Origin of the sequence: Ruegeria sp. MALMAid1280 (genome assembly GCF_049195285.1) — a bacterium.
In the GTDB taxonomy this organism is placed as follows: Bacteria; Pseudomonadota; Alphaproteobacteria; order Rhodobacterales; family Rhodobacteraceae; genus Ruegeria.
The window spans coordinates 216,232-230,797 of the sequence record NZ_JBMIRT010000059.1 but is presented as its reverse complement, the minus strand read 5'-3'; the positions used below and the strand labels follow the sequence as shown (position 1 = coordinate 230,797).

Genomic DNA, 14,566 nt, shown 5'->3' with positions numbered 1-14,566 from the left:
TTCCCGCATTGCGCGCGGCAGAGCAAGCCTTACTGCGGCCCGGCCTGCTGCAGTCGCCCGCCAACGCGCACCATCTGCACAGATTTTGCCTGCCCGTCGCGATCATCGGTCTCGACGAACACACCGCTCAGCGTTGCCTCGCCATTGGCCGGAGTGAACCGCGCCTTGGGCATCCCGGTAATGAATCGGCGCATCGGTTCGACCTTGTCCATGCCGATCACCGAGTCATAGTCCCCACACATCCCAGCATCGGTCAGGTAAGCTGTGCCACCCGGCAGGATCTGCGCGTCTGCCGTGGGCACATGGGTATGCGTCCCCACCACAAGGCTGGCGCGTTTATCGCAATAGTGCCCCATTGCCATCTTCTCGGACGTCGCCTCGCAATGCATATCGACGATGATGGCCTGCGCCTGCCCGCCGCGCGGGTGGGACTTCAGGATCGGTTCAATAGCCGAGAACGGATCGTCAAAGGGCCGTTTCATGAACACCTGCCCCAGCACCTGCACCACAAGCACTTTGCGCCCGCCCGGCGCAGTATAAAGGCGATGCCCCCGCCCCGGCGCGCCTTTGGCAAAGTTCACCGGGCGCACGATGCGCGGCTCTTTCTCAATGAATTGCAGCATGTCTTTCTGGTCAAACGCATGATCGCCCAGCGTCAGGCAATCGGCACCGGCGTCCAGGAGCAGCTTGGCGTGATCTCCGGTCAGGCCCATCCCGTTAGAGGCGTTCTCGCCATTGATCACAACAAAATCCAGCCGCCATTCTTCACGCAAACGCGGCAGATGTTGCTGTACGGCCGTGCGTCCCGCACGGCCCATGACGTCACCCAGAAAAAGTATCCTCATTCAACCTGTCCTAAGTGTGGTCTTTGGCAAGCACAAGCGATTAAGCTGTCAGCATAATCTGTCAAAGCACATTACACAGGAGAATCTATATGTCTCGCATCCTTCTGGCGGCCGTCGGGTTCGCGGTTTTGACCGCCTGTCAGCCCATAACGCCGCCCGAACTTGCGCCACAACTGGCAAACCCGGCGGCAACCTTCTGCGTCGAAAGTGGTATGCGTTATGAAATTCGTGACGGCGACAACGGCCAGACCGGGGTCTGCATTCTGCCGGACGGGCGCGAAGTGGATGCCTGGAAATACTTCCGCGAGAACAGCCCGACCTGAGACACTCAGGCCGGAAACGTCAGTACCCGGCTTTCGGTGATCACCATATCCAGCGGCTGATCGGTGGGCTCCAGCGGCAGCCCTTCGGCCTCTTGCGCGTCAAAGGCGAAACCGATGGCCAACGTCGGGTGCTTGGCGCGCAGCCCTTCCAGCGTGCGATCATAGAACCCACCGCCATAGCCCAGCCGCCCGCCCTGCGCATCGAAGGCGACCAGCGGAACGATCAGAATCTCGGGGTCGAAATAGTCATCAACCTCGGGCACTTTGGCGCCGAAAGGCCCGTCTTTCAGCGCGCCCTCGGGCGTCCAGCGCGAAAACTTCAGCGGCTGCCCGGCAGCCTGAATCACCGGCACGCCGACCGGACCATAGGCCGAGGCCTCGGCCATTGCAGCCAGCGGATCAATCTCGGTCCGGATCGGCATATAGCCAGACAGAGGCACGCCACGGTGCCCGGCCAGAACCTCGGACAAACGCCCGGCGGCTCCGGGCAGACGGGTGTCAAACGCAGCCTTGCGGCGCGCAAAAGCCGCCTTGCGCGCGGCGGCTTTGATGTCGGTCAGATCGGTCACAGTAGCACCACGCTGGCAAGCCCCAGAAAAATGAAGAACCCCATGACATCCGTTGTGGTGGTCACGAAAGTCCCCGACGCCAGCGCCGGGTCAACGCCCATGCGGTCCAGCACAACCGGTACTACCGTACCTGCAAAGCCCGCGATGACCATATTCACGACCAAGGCCGACCCGATCACGACACCCAACATCGGAGAATCGAACCACATCATCCCCACCGTCCCCAGCACGATGGCAAAACACAGCCCGTTCAGCATCCCCACCAGCAATTCCCGCCGGATCACGCGCATGACGTTGGCGTTGGTCAGGTCGCGCGTTGCCAGCGCCCGCACCGCCACTGTCAGCGATTGCGTCCCCGCATTGCCGCCCATCGACGCCACGATCGGCATCAGAATCGCCAGCGCCACAAGCTGATCAATCGCCGCCTCGAACTGCGAAATCACCAGCGAGGCACAGATCGCCGTACACAGGTTCACCGCCAGCCACGGCAGGCGCCGCCGGCTGGTCGCCGCCACGCTGTCCGAGATCGAACTTTCGTCGCTAACCCCCGCCAGACGCAGGATATCTTCCTCGTGCTCCTCATCCAGAACGACCATGGCGTCGTCGATGGTGATCACACCAACCAGCCGCCCATCCGCATCGACCACCGGGGCCGAGATCAGGTGGTACTGATTGAAGGCATAGGCCACGTCTTCCTCGTCCTGATCAACGGGGATGGTGTGAAACTCTTCCTCAGCGATGTCGTGCAACGGCACGTCGCGCCGCGTGGCCATCAGCTTGCCCAGCGTGACCTGCGCCACCGGTTTCAGCCGCGGGTCGACCAGAACGACGTGATAGAACTGCTCGGGCAGATCGTCATTGGCGCGCATGAAGTCGATGGCCTGACCCACCGTCCAATGCTCGGGCGCCATGACCACCTCGCGCTGCATGAGACGACCGGCCGAGTTCTCGGGGTAGGACAGTGCCTGTTCGGCCGCGATCCGCTCAGAATCCGCCAGCGCACCGAGGATGGCTTCCTGCTGCGGCTCTTCAAGGTCTTCCAGCAGGTCGACAACATCGTCGCTTTCCATCTCGCGCACAGCGTCGGCCAGAACGTCGGGCTTGAGGATGCCGATGATCTCTTCGCGCACCGCCTCATCAAGTTCCGAGAGGATGTCGCCGTCAAACTCCTTGTCATAAAGGCGGATCAGGCGGGCACGATCATATGGGTTGATCTGTTCCAGAAGGTCGGCGATGTCGGCCGGGTGCAGCGGCTCCATCAGCTCGATCAGCTTGTCGCGGTCGTCAACATCGACCGCGTACAGAATGGCCGCTACGGTTTTGCGATCCAGCGCGTAGGCGTCCTCGTCACTGGCCGAGTCGTTTACGGGTTCATCGAAGTCTTTCGTCATGTCTGCCCCCGTATCATTCGGTCATTGGCCCCTAATTAGAAGAAGCAGCTACCGGAAAACAATGACAATGCGGCGATTTACCGACAAGTTTCGCCCGCCTATGCTGTTTCGCAGTCCCATACAGGCGGAGATGAAGGAAAATGGCGCAAAAAACGCTGCTGAAAGGACGTGTCCTGAGTTTCACCGGCACCCCGTTCGAGGGTGAGCCGGTCGAGGCCGTCAAATTCAGCGAGGCAGTCCTGATTGAAGACGGCCGCATTTCCGCCGTGGCGGATGCTGACAGCCTGCACGCCGCCCATCCAGACGCCAACGTGGTGGATCATGGCAAGCATGTGATCATGGCCGGGTTTGTGGACGCCCATGTGCACTATCCGCAGACCGCCATGATCGCCAGTTGGGGCAAGCGTCTGATCGACTGGCTGAACACTTATACGTTCCCCGAAGAGATGAAGTTCGGCGACCCCGCCTATGCGTCCGAGATCGCCAACCGCTATCTGGACCTGACCGCCGCGCACGGCACAACAACCATGTGCAGTTTCTGCACCATCCATCCAGAAAGTGTCGATGCCTTCTTTACCGCCGCGCAAGCGCGCAATCAGCGTGTGGTCGCCGGTAAAACCTGCATGGACCGCAACGCGCCCGAGGGGCTGCGTGACACGGCCCAGACAGCCTATGACCAGTCCGAAGCGCTGCTTGCAAAATGGCACGGGATCGACCGGCTGTCTTACGCCATCACTCCGCGCTTTTCCCCCACCTCCACGCCCGAACAGCTTGAGGCGATGGGCGCCCTCTGGGCCGAGCACCCGCATAGCCTGATGCAAACCCACCTGAGCGAACAGACCGACGAGATCGCCTGGGTCCGCAAGCTGTTCCCCGAGGCCCGCGATTATCTGGATACCTATGAAAAGTTCGGCCTGCTGGGCGCGCATGGCGTCTACGGCCACGTCATCCACCTGGAATCGCGCGAACGCGACCGGCTGCGCGAGGTGGATGCGGCGCTGATCCATTGCCCGACCTCGAACACGTTCATCGGCTCGGGCCTGTTCGACATGACCGGGCTGATGCGGGACGGCCACCGCGTCGGGCTTGCGACGGATACCGGCGGCGGGTCCAGTTTCTCGATGCTGCGCACAATGGCCGCCGCCTATGAGATCGGGCAGCTGCGGGGCGCACCCCTGCACGCCGCGCAACTGCTGTGGCTGGGCACCGTGGGATCGGCGCGTACATTGCGGATGGACGATTGCATCGGCAATGTCGCACCGGGGATGGAGGCCGATCTGATCGTCCTCGACCTTGCCTCGACCCCGGCCATCGCCCAGCGCGAAGCCTGCGCCGACGACCTGTGGGAGGCCATCTTTCCCACCATCATGATGGGTGACGACCGGGCGATTTCCGAGGTTTGGATCGCCGGTGAACGCGTCAGCCACTAGGGCTGCAGCGCGCGCGCCAACTGGTTCTGCCGCGCGATCACACGGGGCATGTCCAATGTGGTGACGTGCCCGCCGCGCACGATCTGACGGCCTTCAACAAACAGGTGTTTCACATTCATTGGCCCGGCCAGCAGCAACGCCGCCGGATCCCAACTGCCTGCGCTTTCAATGCCACGCGTGTCCCAGATGGCGATATCGGCGCGCTTGCCGGGCTCCAGCCGCCCGCAATCGGGGCGGTTCAGAACGTCGGCTCCGCCACGCGTCGCGATCTCCAACGCTTCGCGGGAAGACATCGCATCCGCACCGTTCGCGACCCGTTGCAGCAGCATGGCCTGACGCGCCTCAAGGATCAGGTTGCCGATATCGTTACTGGCTGACCCATCCGCCCCCAGTCCAACCGACACGCCGTGATCGCGCATGGCACGCACCGGCGCGATGCCCGACCCCAGACGGCAATTGGAACAGGGGCAATGCGCGACACCGGTCCCGGTTCTGGCGAACAGGTCGATCTCGGCCCCGTCCAACTTGACGCAATGGGCGTGCCAGACATCCGCACCGGTCCAGCCCAGATCCTCGGCATATTGCCCCGGGCGACAACCGAACTGCGACTGCGAATAGGCGATGTCCTCGTCATTCTCCGCCAGATGGGTGTGCAGCATCACGCTCTTGTCCCGCGCCAGAATCGCAGCATCCCGCATCAGATCGCGGCTGACCGAAAAAGGGGAACACGGCGCCAGCCCGACGCGGCACATGGCGCCCTCGGAAGGGTCGTGAAACGCATCTACGACCCGGATCATGTCCTCGAGGATCGCGGCCTCATCTTCGACCAGCGAATCCGGCGGCAGGCCACCGTCACTTTCGCCAATGCTCATGGCACCGCGGGTGGGGTGAAACCGCAAGCCGATCTCGGCCGCCGCCGCAATCGTGTCATCCAGTCGCGCACCGTTCGGGTACAAATACAGGTGATCAGAACTGAGCGTGCATCCGGACAAGGCCAGTTCAGCCAAACCGATCTGGGCCGAAACAAACATCTCTTCCGGCCCAAAGCGGGACCAGATGGGATAGAGCGTCTTCAACCAGCCAAACAGCAGCGCATCCTGCCCGCCGGGCACCGCGCGGGTCAGGGTCTGGTAAAGATGGTGATGGGTGTTCACAAGGCCCGGTGTCACGACGCACCCGGCGGCATCGTGAACCTCGCCGGTGGTCTGCAGGCCGTGGCCGATCTGTTCGATCCGCCCGCCACAGATCAGGATATCCGCGCCAGAGAGTTCGCGCCGCGCGTCGTCCATCGTCAGGATGGTGTCTGCATTCTTGATCAGGATTTCGGTCATTCCGCCCCCTTGCTTTACACCCGTTTCGTGCAAGAAGAGCGTTGGCTGGCGGAAAACGGGTACAAGAACCAGCCGGGCAAACCCTAGCCGACCGTTTCAGACCCGGCAATCACTTTCAGTGTTGGCGCAAGATCTCCAGCGCCGCCGCGTGCAACGTGGCATTCGCGGCCGCCAGCACGCGCCCGCCCTCATGCACCGGGCCACCCTGCCAATCAGTGACAACACCGCCAGCCGCTTCGATCACCGCAATCGGCGCCTGAATGTCATAGGCATTCAGGCCAGCCTCAATCACCAGATCGACCTGCCCCGCAGCCAGCAGAGCATAGGCATAACAATCCATGCCATAGCGTGTCAGACGCGCCTGTTGCGCCACGGCCTCGAACCCGGCGCGGTCTTCAGGGGTTCCGACCTCGGGGAAAGTGGTGAACAGTACCGCCTGATCCAGGCCGGAGGTCAGGCGGGTCTTCAATGGGACCGTGCCGTTTGGGCCGGTCACCCGCGCGATATCGGCCGACCCCACAAAACGCTCGCCAATATAGGGCTGGTCGATGACGCCCAGTATCGGACCGGCCGGTGTGCTCAGCGCGATCAGCACGCCCCAAGTGGGTGTTCCGCAGATGAAACCGCGCGTACCGTCGATCGGGTCCAGCACCCATGTCCGGCCGCTGATACCCTGAACCCGGCCGAACTCTTCCCCAAAAATACCGTCATCGGGCCGGTGTATTTCCAGAACCGCGCGCATGGCCTGCTCGGCAGTCCGATCGGCAACCGTTACCGGATCAAAGCCCTCGGCCAGTTTGTTGTCAGTCTCAAGATTGGATTGCCTGAAAAACGGAAGAATGGCCGCGCGCGCGGCGTCGGCCATTTCTTCGGCAACATCCAGATCGCTCAAAATGGTCTCTTGCATGCGCTACCCGTGCGGCCCGCGCGTGCCAGAGTCAAGCCCGTTCGCTCAGGCGACGTCGCTCAGCACCCGGGCCAGTTCAAACAGACGGCGGCGTTGATTTTCAGGGATTGCATAATAGGAACGCACCAAATCCAGAGCTTCCTTGTCCCCCATCAGATCAGCCGGAACCGACTTCTTGCCGGTTGCTTCTTTTTCGGCCTCTTCCAGACCTTCAAAGAAAAAGCTGACAGGCACATCCAATGCCTCGGCGATGTCCCACAGGCGCGATGCGCTGATCCGGTTGGCACCCGTCTCATATTTCTGAATTTGTTGAAACTTAATACCAACTTGCTGCGCCAACTGCTGCTGGGTCATGCCAATCAGCCAGCGGCGATGCCGGACGCGCTTGCCCACATGGACATCGACGTGATGGGTCATTGGTATTCTCCTCTAAACTACACACACAACCGATTTGAGTGCGCGACAGGCCTTTTTACGCAACACTAGCGAGCCGCCCTTAACTACTTCCTAATCAGGAACATGCCCCCAAATCAGCACCTCAGACAATATTGCGCTTTTTCGGTATTTTTTCAAGAAGGTTGAATCTGTTTCGCAGAGCAGATGTTTAAAGTTGTGCCGCGCCAGCCCGGCACACGTCCCTGCCGCAGGGTAAGTCTGACGCGGCGGCTACACTCAATTCCCGGCTAAGAGATTGACAAACCCCAAACGGCACGAACCTATGCGCCTAACCACAGGAGCACACTCATGCTGGCCTATCGAATTTCAACCCAGGGCGCGGCCGCCCGGCTTTGCGATATTGACATCCCGCAGCCTCTGGAAGGTCAGGTGCGGGTCGCTATCAAGGCCTGCGGCCTGAACTTTGCCGACCTGCTGATGCAGAAGGGTACATATCAGGACACGCCGCCCGCCCCCTTCACGCAGGGCATGGAAATCGCCGGAGTGGTCGATGCAGTCGGTCCCGGTGTGTCACATCTGAAAGCAGGAGACCGGATCGCGGTCTATTCCGGTCAGGGCGGTTTGGCTGAATTCGGAGTGTTCGACGCAGACCGCGCGATTCCCCTGCCCGATTCGATGGGTTTCGAAGACGCCGCCGCCATCCAGATCGCCTATGGCACCAGCCACATCGCATTGGACCACCGCGCCCGCCTGCAACCCGGTGAGACCCTGTTGGTCACGGGCGCCGCAGGTGGTGTCGGCCTGACAGCGGTCGAGATCGGCAAACTGATGGGCGCGACCGTGATCGCTCAGGCCCGGGGCGCGGACAAGCTGGCCGTAGCGCAAGCCGCCGGGGCGGACCACCTGATCGACGCGTCCGAAGACCTGCGCACGCGCGTCAAGGAACTGGGTGGCGCGGATGTGGTGTATGACGCAATCGGTGGGGATGTGTTCAAAGCCGCCTTCCGCGCCACCAACCCCGAAGGGCGCCTGCTGCCCATCGGTTTTGCGGGCGGTGAGGTTCCACAGATTCCTGCGAACCATCTGCTGGTCAAGAACCTGACAGTGATCGGATTCTACATCGGAGGGTACCTGACCTTCCGGCCTCAGATCGTACGGAACAGCTTTGAAACCCTGTTTCGCTGGCACGCCGAGGGGAAAATCAAGCCCCATATCAGCCACATCCTGCCTTTAGCGGACGCCGAGAAAGGCTTGCAATTGCTGCGAGACCGTATGGCGACCGGCAAGGTCGTAATCACCCCTTAGCCGACAACCGCCTTCAAGGGGCTACTGCCGAGCATACGGAAATTTTGCCGAACGAGGTCGGTCAACGCCTCGACCACGGGGCCACGTCCGGGCTCTCCGCCGTACAGGTTGATCATATGCGCAGGCAGATCGGGCAGCACACCGCCATCGTCGATCTGAACCAGATGCGCGGCCTCGGTGCCGTCCAGCATGGCGTGAATCGCCAGATCGGCGGACACGGTGGCCTCGATGGTGCGGTCGTTTTCGGTTTCCACCGACAGCTCCCATGGAAGGCCGGCCTCATCCAGCGCTGCGATCATTTGCGGCCGGAACATGCAGCGGCGCCCCACCGCGATGGGTATTGGCCGTTTACGCCAGGCCGACCCGCCGGGCGCACCAATCCACCGCAGCGGCAATTCCGCGACGGTTTCAGCACCATCACCCCTGTTTGCTTCGGTCGTCAGAATCAGGTCGCACTCGCCACGTTTGAGCATATCTTTCAGTTGCATTGAGTACGAAGACACCAACTGCACCCGCACCCGTGGAAAATCCGCATTGAACCGCTGCAATACCCGTGGAATCGCCGGGTAGACAATGTCATGCGGCACGCCCAGCACCACCTCACCCTCGAACGCCTGATCGGTAAGTTTCGAGATCACCTCATCATTCAGCGCGATCATGCGGCGGGCATAGGCCAGCAGCTGCTCGCCGGACGCGGTCAGCGCGATTGTCCGACCGCTGCGGTCCAGCAGTTCCAAGCCCAGCAGCTCTTCCAGCCGTTTCAGCTGCATCGATACCGCAGATTGCGTCAGGTGCAGAAACCCGGCGGCGCGCGTCACGCCGCCCTGATCCGCCACCGCCACGAATGATCGCAAGGTCGTAATGTCCAGATTTCGCATGTTCACGAATCCTTATGTGTTACTTCATAAACATTCATTTTCAAAATGTGCCTCATCGCGCCATATAAATCAAGGAACTTGATGAGACCACAGAAACTCATCGAGGATCACGGAAAGGACAATAATTATGACCCAAGTCGCGATTAACAGACACTGCCCGCCCCGCCGCCGCTTTGGCCTGACTCTGCTGTGGGATGCACTTTCCCTGCGCCGCCAGCGATGCACTCTGGCAAGGCTGGACGCCCGGGCTCTGGAAGATATCGGGATCACGCGTGAACAGGCCGAGGCCGAAGCGGCCCGCCCAATCTGGGATGCGCCGGAATTCTGGCAAAAATGACTCCGACACTCATCTTTTCTCAATGAATGGCGACCCGCACCCGCAGGTCGCCATTTTTGTTTCGTGTTTTAGCCGGATTCCGCCTCTAAACCCTTGAAACGTGACCCGCAGTTGCCGATATTTGCGAGGAACGGGGTCCGCTTTTCGGACCACGACAAGAATGATGTGAAGGGAGACCCTTTAATGGCACAATTTGACACGATCCGGACGGCGGCCGGCGCGCGCGCTGCCCAGATTGACGAGGGCCTGCGCGCCCACATGAACAAAGTCTACGGCACGATGTCCGTGGGCATGCTAATCACATTTATGGCCGCTTGGGCTATTTCGGGATTGGCGGTAACCACCGATCCTTCGGCGGCGGCTGGTCAAATCAGCTCGGGCACATATCTGACATCACTAGGCGCGGCGATCTACACTTCGCCTTTGCGCTGGGTGATCATGTTCGCACCGCTTGCGTTTATTTTCGGATTTAGCGCCGGAATCAACCGCTTGTCAGCCTCGGCTGCACAGTTGGTATTCTACGCATTTGCCGCAGTGATGGGGCTGTCAATCAGCTGGATCTTCATCGCCTTTACCGGCATGTCGATCATCCAGGTCTTCCTGATCACGTCGATCGCATTCGCAGGCTTGTCCATCTATGGTTATGTCACCAAGAAAGACCTGTCTGGAATGGGAACCTTCATGATGATGGGGTTGATCGGCCTGATCGTCGCGATGGTCATAAACATATTCCTGCAGTCACCTGCGATGATGTATGCCATCTCAGTCATCGGCGTTTTGATCTTTGCCGGTCTGACGGCCTATGACACGCAGAAAATCAAGACGACATACCTGCAGATGGCCCATGCGGGTGATCAGGAATGGCTTGGAAAAGCAGCGATCATGGGTGCGCTGAGCCTGTATCTGGACTTCATCAACATGTTCATGTTCCTGCTGCAACTGCTGGGTAACCGCGAATAACAGCGCTCAGAACGCTTACATCTGGGGCGGGTCCGAAAGGCTCCGCCCCTTTTCTTTGCGCGCGTGTTTCTCAACCAACGGGCAGCGCAAAAGAAAAGCCTCCGCCGAATTCGGCAGAGGCTGTTTCAGAATTCGCGTGAACCGGTGTCAGCTGCAGTTCAGCGGCACGGCAAAGCCCGAGCTGCGTTTGGAATTGCCCTTGCGGTACACATTACCTGCAGACAGGCATCCGGTGAGCTGCTCGACACCCTGACCAAAGCCTGAACCATAGGAGTTGCTCACTTTTCCGCTTGATGTGCGCAGAACGCCGAACAGAGTACCGTTCACGTTGACATTGCTGAGATAGAGGTTCGCACCACTCGCGGTCAGATGAACAGCATTTGTGTTGTTCTGACCGGCATTGTTGATCGCAACACGTGCCATTTCCTCAATTTCAGTTTCGTCTGACGTGACCGAAATGGTGGGCAGCACAGCCAGTTCAGCCGGTACATTCGTCGCAGGCGGCAGGAAGGCAGCAGCACCCGGCACATCCGAGATCGAGCGGGGCTCACCATCGATTCCCGTGAACCCGACGCCTTCGCGGTCAAAGGGGTCTTCGCAGGCCGCAAGGGCCAGCACAGTCATTGTGGATAACAAGATTTTTTTCATGACGGCCAACATTTTGGAACGATTTGTTGAAGCGTAGTGGCAAGCCCCGGCAAAAAGCAACCCACCGCGGACCCGATTGCCCTGCCCGCTGATGCTTCGTTGCAACGGCGCGAGGGGCCATGAGGCCCTGCCCCCGGAATGACCCGCAAAGAAAAAGGGCCCTGCCGTGGCAGAACCCTTTGAAACTGTCCAAGCTGGACGGCAGATTACTTGATCTTGCCTTCCTTGTACTCGACATGTTTCCGAGCAACCGGATCGTATTTACGAACGGTCATTTTCTCGGTCATGGTGCGTGCGTTTTTCTTGGTCACGTAGAAGTGGCCCGTGCCCGCGGTCGAGTTCAGACGGATCTTGATTGTCGTCGGCTTCGCCATGGTTATCTCCTGCGTCCGAAAAGGCAGGGGCCTTTCGGTTGAATTCCTATGAGCGTGCGCTTTTACCCGGTCGCGCGGCTGAGTCAACCGGATTCCGTCCGTAAAGCTCATAAATCATGAGGTCGGGGTACAGGCTGGTTTGGCTGGTTCACGGTTCTGTGATATGGTCGCGCGATTACACCCGACAAAAGAAGCCGATAACAGGCTCGGACCCCGAGGCGCCACGTCCAGGCGAGACGCTCTGCCAGCAGAGTTTTTTATGATCACTTGGGGGCATGACAGGTGAAGACACCGACGAGATGGCGAGGCGGCATGTCTTCGGTTTCCCCGATGGGCTGGAATTGGAACCGGGAAGAACATGCAGAGCGTGCCCGGTCCCGATTATCGTTTCCGTGGCAGCCCACCGAACATCTTTTCTCCTGCCAAACACGTTTGAAGGCTATCGCGCGGAAAAGGGCGGCAGAACAACCAGCCTGCCCGTTATCCCCAAACAGCATGGCGTTCTTCCGGTACCGGATCGGCATCTGACGCCACGGGCGCCTGAATAACCGCGACCGGCTGACACTTGCAAGAGGGCTATAGGACCAGCCTGATTAAAGGTCCTGCATCAACTTTTACAGGAGTTAGACATGCCTATTTTCATTACCTACGCGTCCTATTCACAGGATGGAGTCAAGGGGATGCTGAAAAAGCCTGTGGACCGTACGGCCCCTGTCAGGGCTTTGCTGAAAAAGGTCGGCGGTAAGCTTTTGGGTTTCTATATGACGACGGGCGAAAATGACGTGGTGGTCATCAGCGAAGCTCCGGACGGCACGGATGCCGTGGCAGTCGGAATGGCAGTTGCCTCATCAGGCGCGGTGTCAAAAGTTCATACGGTGCGCGCCTGGAAAGCGAAGGACTTTGTCGCCGTCACCAAGAAAGCCGCCAAACTGACCGGCGCCTATGCGCCGCCGGGCAAGTGATTGGAATGACGCGCGGAGGGCCTGTAAGCCGGATCTTGTTCCAGGGTTGCCCCTTCGATGACCATTCCTCTAGGCCGCGCATTGCTGCGCGGCTCAAGCTGCCAACCCGGTCCCTCTCGGCCAAGACGCGCTTAGCGGCGGTATCGGCTGACGCCGACCTGTCCGCGCGGGGACCCTATTTGGCATTGCTCCCGGTGGGGCTTGCCGTGCCGCCCCTGTTGCCAGCGGCGCGGTGGGCTCTTACCCCACCGTTTCACCCTTACCGTTGACCGAAGTCGCGGGCGGTCTGATTTCTGTGGCGCTTTCCGTCGGGTTGCCCCGCCCGGGCGTTACCCGGCACCGTTGTCTTGTGGAGTCCGGACTTTCCTCTCGGGCTTGCACCCCAGCGGCCATCCGGCCCTCCGCGCAGTGCGGTGGGTATGCTTTGGGCTGGGTGGCGTCAAGTGGTAAGGGCATAAAGGGGCCAGCCCCTTCTTGGCCTGCGGCCAATTCAACCCCGGGATATTTCTGGCCAGATGAAGAACGGATCAGTATCTATCGATCCAGCGGCGCGAAATCTGCAGGGTGCAGGTCGCCCGTGGCCCAGGGACGGTATCTGAGCCGGACCGCAGCCAGCAGAGTGTCATCGTCGGTCTCAAGGGAAAACCCGGCCGCGCGGGCTGCGGCCCGGAATGATTGCATCGTCGGGTTTTGTGGAGCTTTCCCCTCTCCGCGACGGCCTGCGAGGTTCACGTGCTCGAGTCGTTGCCAGGGGAAGCGGGGACCGGGATCGCATTTTCGGCCTGGTGCCATGTCGGAATGGCCAATCACGTGGTCCGGGCTGATCGACCACCGTTTCTGAATCTGGCGCAGCAGGCTTTCTAGCACAACGATCTGAGGCTCTGAAAACGGATGCGACCCGGTATTGTCCAGTTCGATGCCGATCGAGCGGGAGTTGATGTCGCTCTGGCCGTTCCATTCGCCTGCGCCTGCATGCCAGGCGCGGTGTTCCTCGCGCACCATCTGCCAAAGCGTGCCATCCCCGCCGATCAGGTAATGGGCCGAGACCTCGTGGTCGGGATTACACAAGCGATCCAGCGCCGCCTGCGCGCTGTCCATCGCGGTGTAGTGGATGACCACCAAAGACGGATTCAGCCCGTCCCTGCGCTCACCAAAATTCGGGGACGGGTGCCAGATGGGTGCCGGTGGTTCAGTTGTTGACGGCACTGCGGAACGCGCTTGGGTCCCAGCCGCAGGCGAAACCGTCGCCATCCGGGTCCAGGCCTTTGCGGTCCTTCTGCGGGCCGCCGTTGGACAGGAAATCGATCTGAGCCTGATCGGCCGAGGGGTAGCGGGCGCAGTTGCGTTGCGCCTTGGCCTGCAGGTTGAACCCGGCGCGGCTGTAAAGCTGGGTTCCCACCGGGTTCGAGGTGTTCAGCGCATATTGGACAATATTGGGCTGACCGTCCGTACCACGCGCCGGAACGGCGGTCGGCGCGACCACCTCATATGTCTGGCGGTTTTGTTCTATCCGCGCAGCATCGGATTCGATTGTGCGACGGCCAGAAACGGCGTCGAAATCCTGCTCGTCCGAGATTGCAGTGTTCACGGGGTCTTCGACCGGTGACGCAGGCGGTACATATGTGGGTTGCCCCGACGTGCTGGCCAAGGCGGCCGCCGTTGCCGAGGCAAGGTCAGCGTTTTCGCCGGTTGGCAGAGGAGCGTCAGCGTCAGGCGCGCCCAGTTGTTGTTCGGTCACCTCGGCGGGGCCAAGCAGAGGATTTCCGGTGTATCCCTGCCCTGCCAGCTGCGCCTCGCGCTGCGCCTGGTAGGTTGGCGTGTTGAAATCCGGGCCACCCACGGGGGCCACCGTGTCACAGGCGGCCACCAATCCGATTGCGGGGATCAGAAGCGTAAAGCGCATTCAGCTG

At 60.6% G+C, this 14,566-nt stretch carries 17 protein-coding genes and 1 other RNA gene; 6 read left to right on the top strand and 12 right to left on the bottom strand.

The features are described 5' to 3' along the window. Nucleotides 1-29 precede the first annotated feature (29 nt). On the bottom strand, nt 30-845 hold the full coding sequence (locus ACOQFT_RS18045) for a TIGR00282 family metallophosphoesterase (RefSeq protein WP_421599260.1): 816 nt from the start codon (nt 843-845) through the stop codon (nt 30-32). Nucleotides 846-934: 89 nt separating this feature from the next. Between ACOQFT_RS18045 and ACOQFT_RS18040 the strand changes: the two genes are divergently transcribed. Beyond that, the gene (locus ACOQFT_RS18040; protein WP_421599259.1) at nt 935-1,168 is read left to right on the top strand and encodes a DUF333 domain-containing protein; all 234 of its coding nucleotides are present in this window, start codon (nt 935-937) and stop codon (nt 1,166-1,168) included. Between the two features lie 5 nt (nt 1,169-1,173). Here the strand turns inward: ACOQFT_RS18040 and ACOQFT_RS18035 are convergent, their stop codons facing one another. Next, nucleotides 1,174-1,737: a 5-formyltetrahydrofolate cyclo-ligase gene (locus ACOQFT_RS18035; protein WP_421599258.1), complete on the bottom strand. Its 564-nt coding sequence runs from the start codon at nt 1,735-1,737 to the stop codon at nt 1,174-1,176. After that, the gene (mgtE, locus tag ACOQFT_RS18030) at nt 1,734-3,128 is read right to left on the bottom strand and encodes a magnesium transporter (protein WP_421599257.1); all 1,395 of its coding nucleotides are present in this window, start codon (nt 3,126-3,128) and stop codon (nt 1,734-1,736) included. The genes ACOQFT_RS18035 and mgtE overlap by 4 nt, the downstream gene beginning before the upstream one ends. Nucleotides 3,129-3,268: 140 nt before the next feature. On the opposite strand from mgtE, the gene guaD reads away from it, so the two are divergent. Continuing rightward, a complete protein-coding gene (gene guaD / locus ACOQFT_RS18025; RefSeq protein WP_421599256.1) occupies nt 3,269-4,558 on the top strand; it encodes a guanine deaminase in 1,290 nt (429 codons plus the stop codon). On the opposite strand, the gene ACOQFT_RS18020 is transcribed toward guaD, so the two are convergent. The 3 genes from ACOQFT_RS18020 to ACOQFT_RS18010 form a co-directional block, all read right to left on the bottom strand. After that, entirely contained in the window at nt 4,555-5,889 is a 1,335-nt protein-coding gene (locus ACOQFT_RS18020) for an 8-oxoguanine deaminase (RefSeq protein ID WP_421599255.1), read from the bottom strand. The two genes, guaD and ACOQFT_RS18020, sit on opposite strands and share 4 nt — an antisense overlap. Before the next feature lie 115 nt (nt 5,890-6,004). After that, nucleotides 6,005-6,796 (bottom strand): histidinol-phosphatase, encoded by a 792-nt coding sequence (hisN, locus tag ACOQFT_RS18015; protein ID WP_421599254.1) that lies wholly within the window; start codon nt 6,794-6,796, stop codon nt 6,005-6,007. A 45-nt stretch (nt 6,797-6,841) separates the two neighbouring features. Further along, complete coding sequence (locus tag ACOQFT_RS18010) at nt 6,842-7,213, bottom strand: helix-turn-helix domain-containing protein (protein ID WP_058280151.1); 372 nt, start codon at nt 7,211-7,213, stop codon at nt 6,842-6,844. A gap of 327 nt (nt 7,214-7,540) precedes the next feature. Here ACOQFT_RS18010 and ACOQFT_RS18005 point away from each other — a divergent pair, with 327 nt between their 5' ends. Beyond that, a complete protein-coding gene (locus ACOQFT_RS18005) occupies nt 7,541-8,497 on the top strand; it encodes an NADPH:quinone oxidoreductase family protein (protein WP_421599253.1) in 957 nt (318 codons plus the stop codon). On the opposite strand, the gene ACOQFT_RS18000 is transcribed toward ACOQFT_RS18005, so the two are convergent. Then, nucleotides 8,494-9,375 carry a LysR family transcriptional regulator gene (locus ACOQFT_RS18000; RefSeq protein WP_421599252.1) on the bottom strand — a complete coding sequence of 294 codons (882 nt, stop codon included), beginning with the start codon at nt 9,373-9,375 and terminating at the stop codon, nt 8,494-8,496. The genes ACOQFT_RS18005 and ACOQFT_RS18000 overlap by 4 nt on opposite strands. 127 nt (nt 9,376-9,502) lie before the next feature. Between ACOQFT_RS18000 and ACOQFT_RS17995 the strand changes: the two genes are divergently transcribed. Together ACOQFT_RS17995 and ACOQFT_RS17990 are read left to right on the top strand one after the other, a co-directional pair. After that, complete coding sequence (locus tag ACOQFT_RS17995; RefSeq protein WP_421599251.1) at nt 9,503-9,712, top strand: DUF1127 domain-containing protein; 210 nt, start codon at nt 9,503-9,505, stop codon at nt 9,710-9,712. A gap of 183 nt (nt 9,713-9,895) precedes the next feature. Next, complete coding sequence (locus tag ACOQFT_RS17990) at nt 9,896-10,672, top strand: Bax inhibitor-1/YccA family protein (protein ID WP_421599250.1); 777 nt, start codon at nt 9,896-9,898, stop codon at nt 10,670-10,672. A gap of 147 nt (nt 10,673-10,819) precedes the next feature. On the opposite strand, the gene ACOQFT_RS17985 is transcribed toward ACOQFT_RS17990, so the two are convergent. Together ACOQFT_RS17985 and rpmG are read right to left on the bottom strand one after the other, a co-directional pair. Further along, on the bottom strand, nt 10,820-11,320 hold the full coding sequence (locus tag ACOQFT_RS17985; RefSeq protein ID WP_421599249.1) for a hypothetical protein: 501 nt from the start codon (nt 11,318-11,320) through the stop codon (nt 10,820-10,822). A 206-nt stretch (nt 11,321-11,526) separates the two neighbouring features. Beyond that, on the bottom strand, nt 11,527-11,694 hold the full coding sequence (gene rpmG / locus ACOQFT_RS17980) for a 50S ribosomal protein L33 (RefSeq protein WP_005630270.1): 168 nt from the start codon (nt 11,692-11,694) through the stop codon (nt 11,527-11,529). A 629-nt stretch (nt 11,695-12,323) separates the two neighbouring features. Between rpmG and ACOQFT_RS17975 the strand changes: the two genes are divergently transcribed. Next, nucleotides 12,324-12,656, top strand: a complete 333-nt coding sequence (locus ACOQFT_RS17975; protein ID WP_421599248.1) for a GYD domain-containing protein — start codon at nt 12,324-12,326, stop codon at nt 12,654-12,656. A gap of 8 nt (nt 12,657-12,664) precedes the next feature. Here the strand turns inward: ACOQFT_RS17975 and rnpB are convergent. From rnpB to ACOQFT_RS17960, 3 genes are all read right to left on the bottom strand, one after another. Continuing rightward, nucleotides 12,665-13,061: RNase P RNA component class A (gene rnpB / locus ACOQFT_RS17970), an RNA gene on the bottom strand. 129 nt (nt 13,062-13,190) lie between these two features. Next, the gene (locus ACOQFT_RS17965; RefSeq protein WP_421599247.1) at nt 13,191-13,862 is read right to left on the bottom strand and encodes an N-acetylmuramoyl-L-alanine amidase; all 672 of its coding nucleotides are present in this window, start codon (nt 13,860-13,862) and stop codon (nt 13,191-13,193) included. Beyond that, the gene (locus ACOQFT_RS17960) at nt 13,846-14,559 is read right to left on the bottom strand and encodes a hypothetical protein (RefSeq protein ID WP_421599246.1); all 714 of its coding nucleotides are present in this window, start codon (nt 14,557-14,559) and stop codon (nt 13,846-13,848) included. Before ACOQFT_RS17960 ends, ACOQFT_RS17965 begins: the two co-directional genes overlap by 17 nt. Nucleotides 14,560-14,566: the final 7 nt, after the last annotated feature.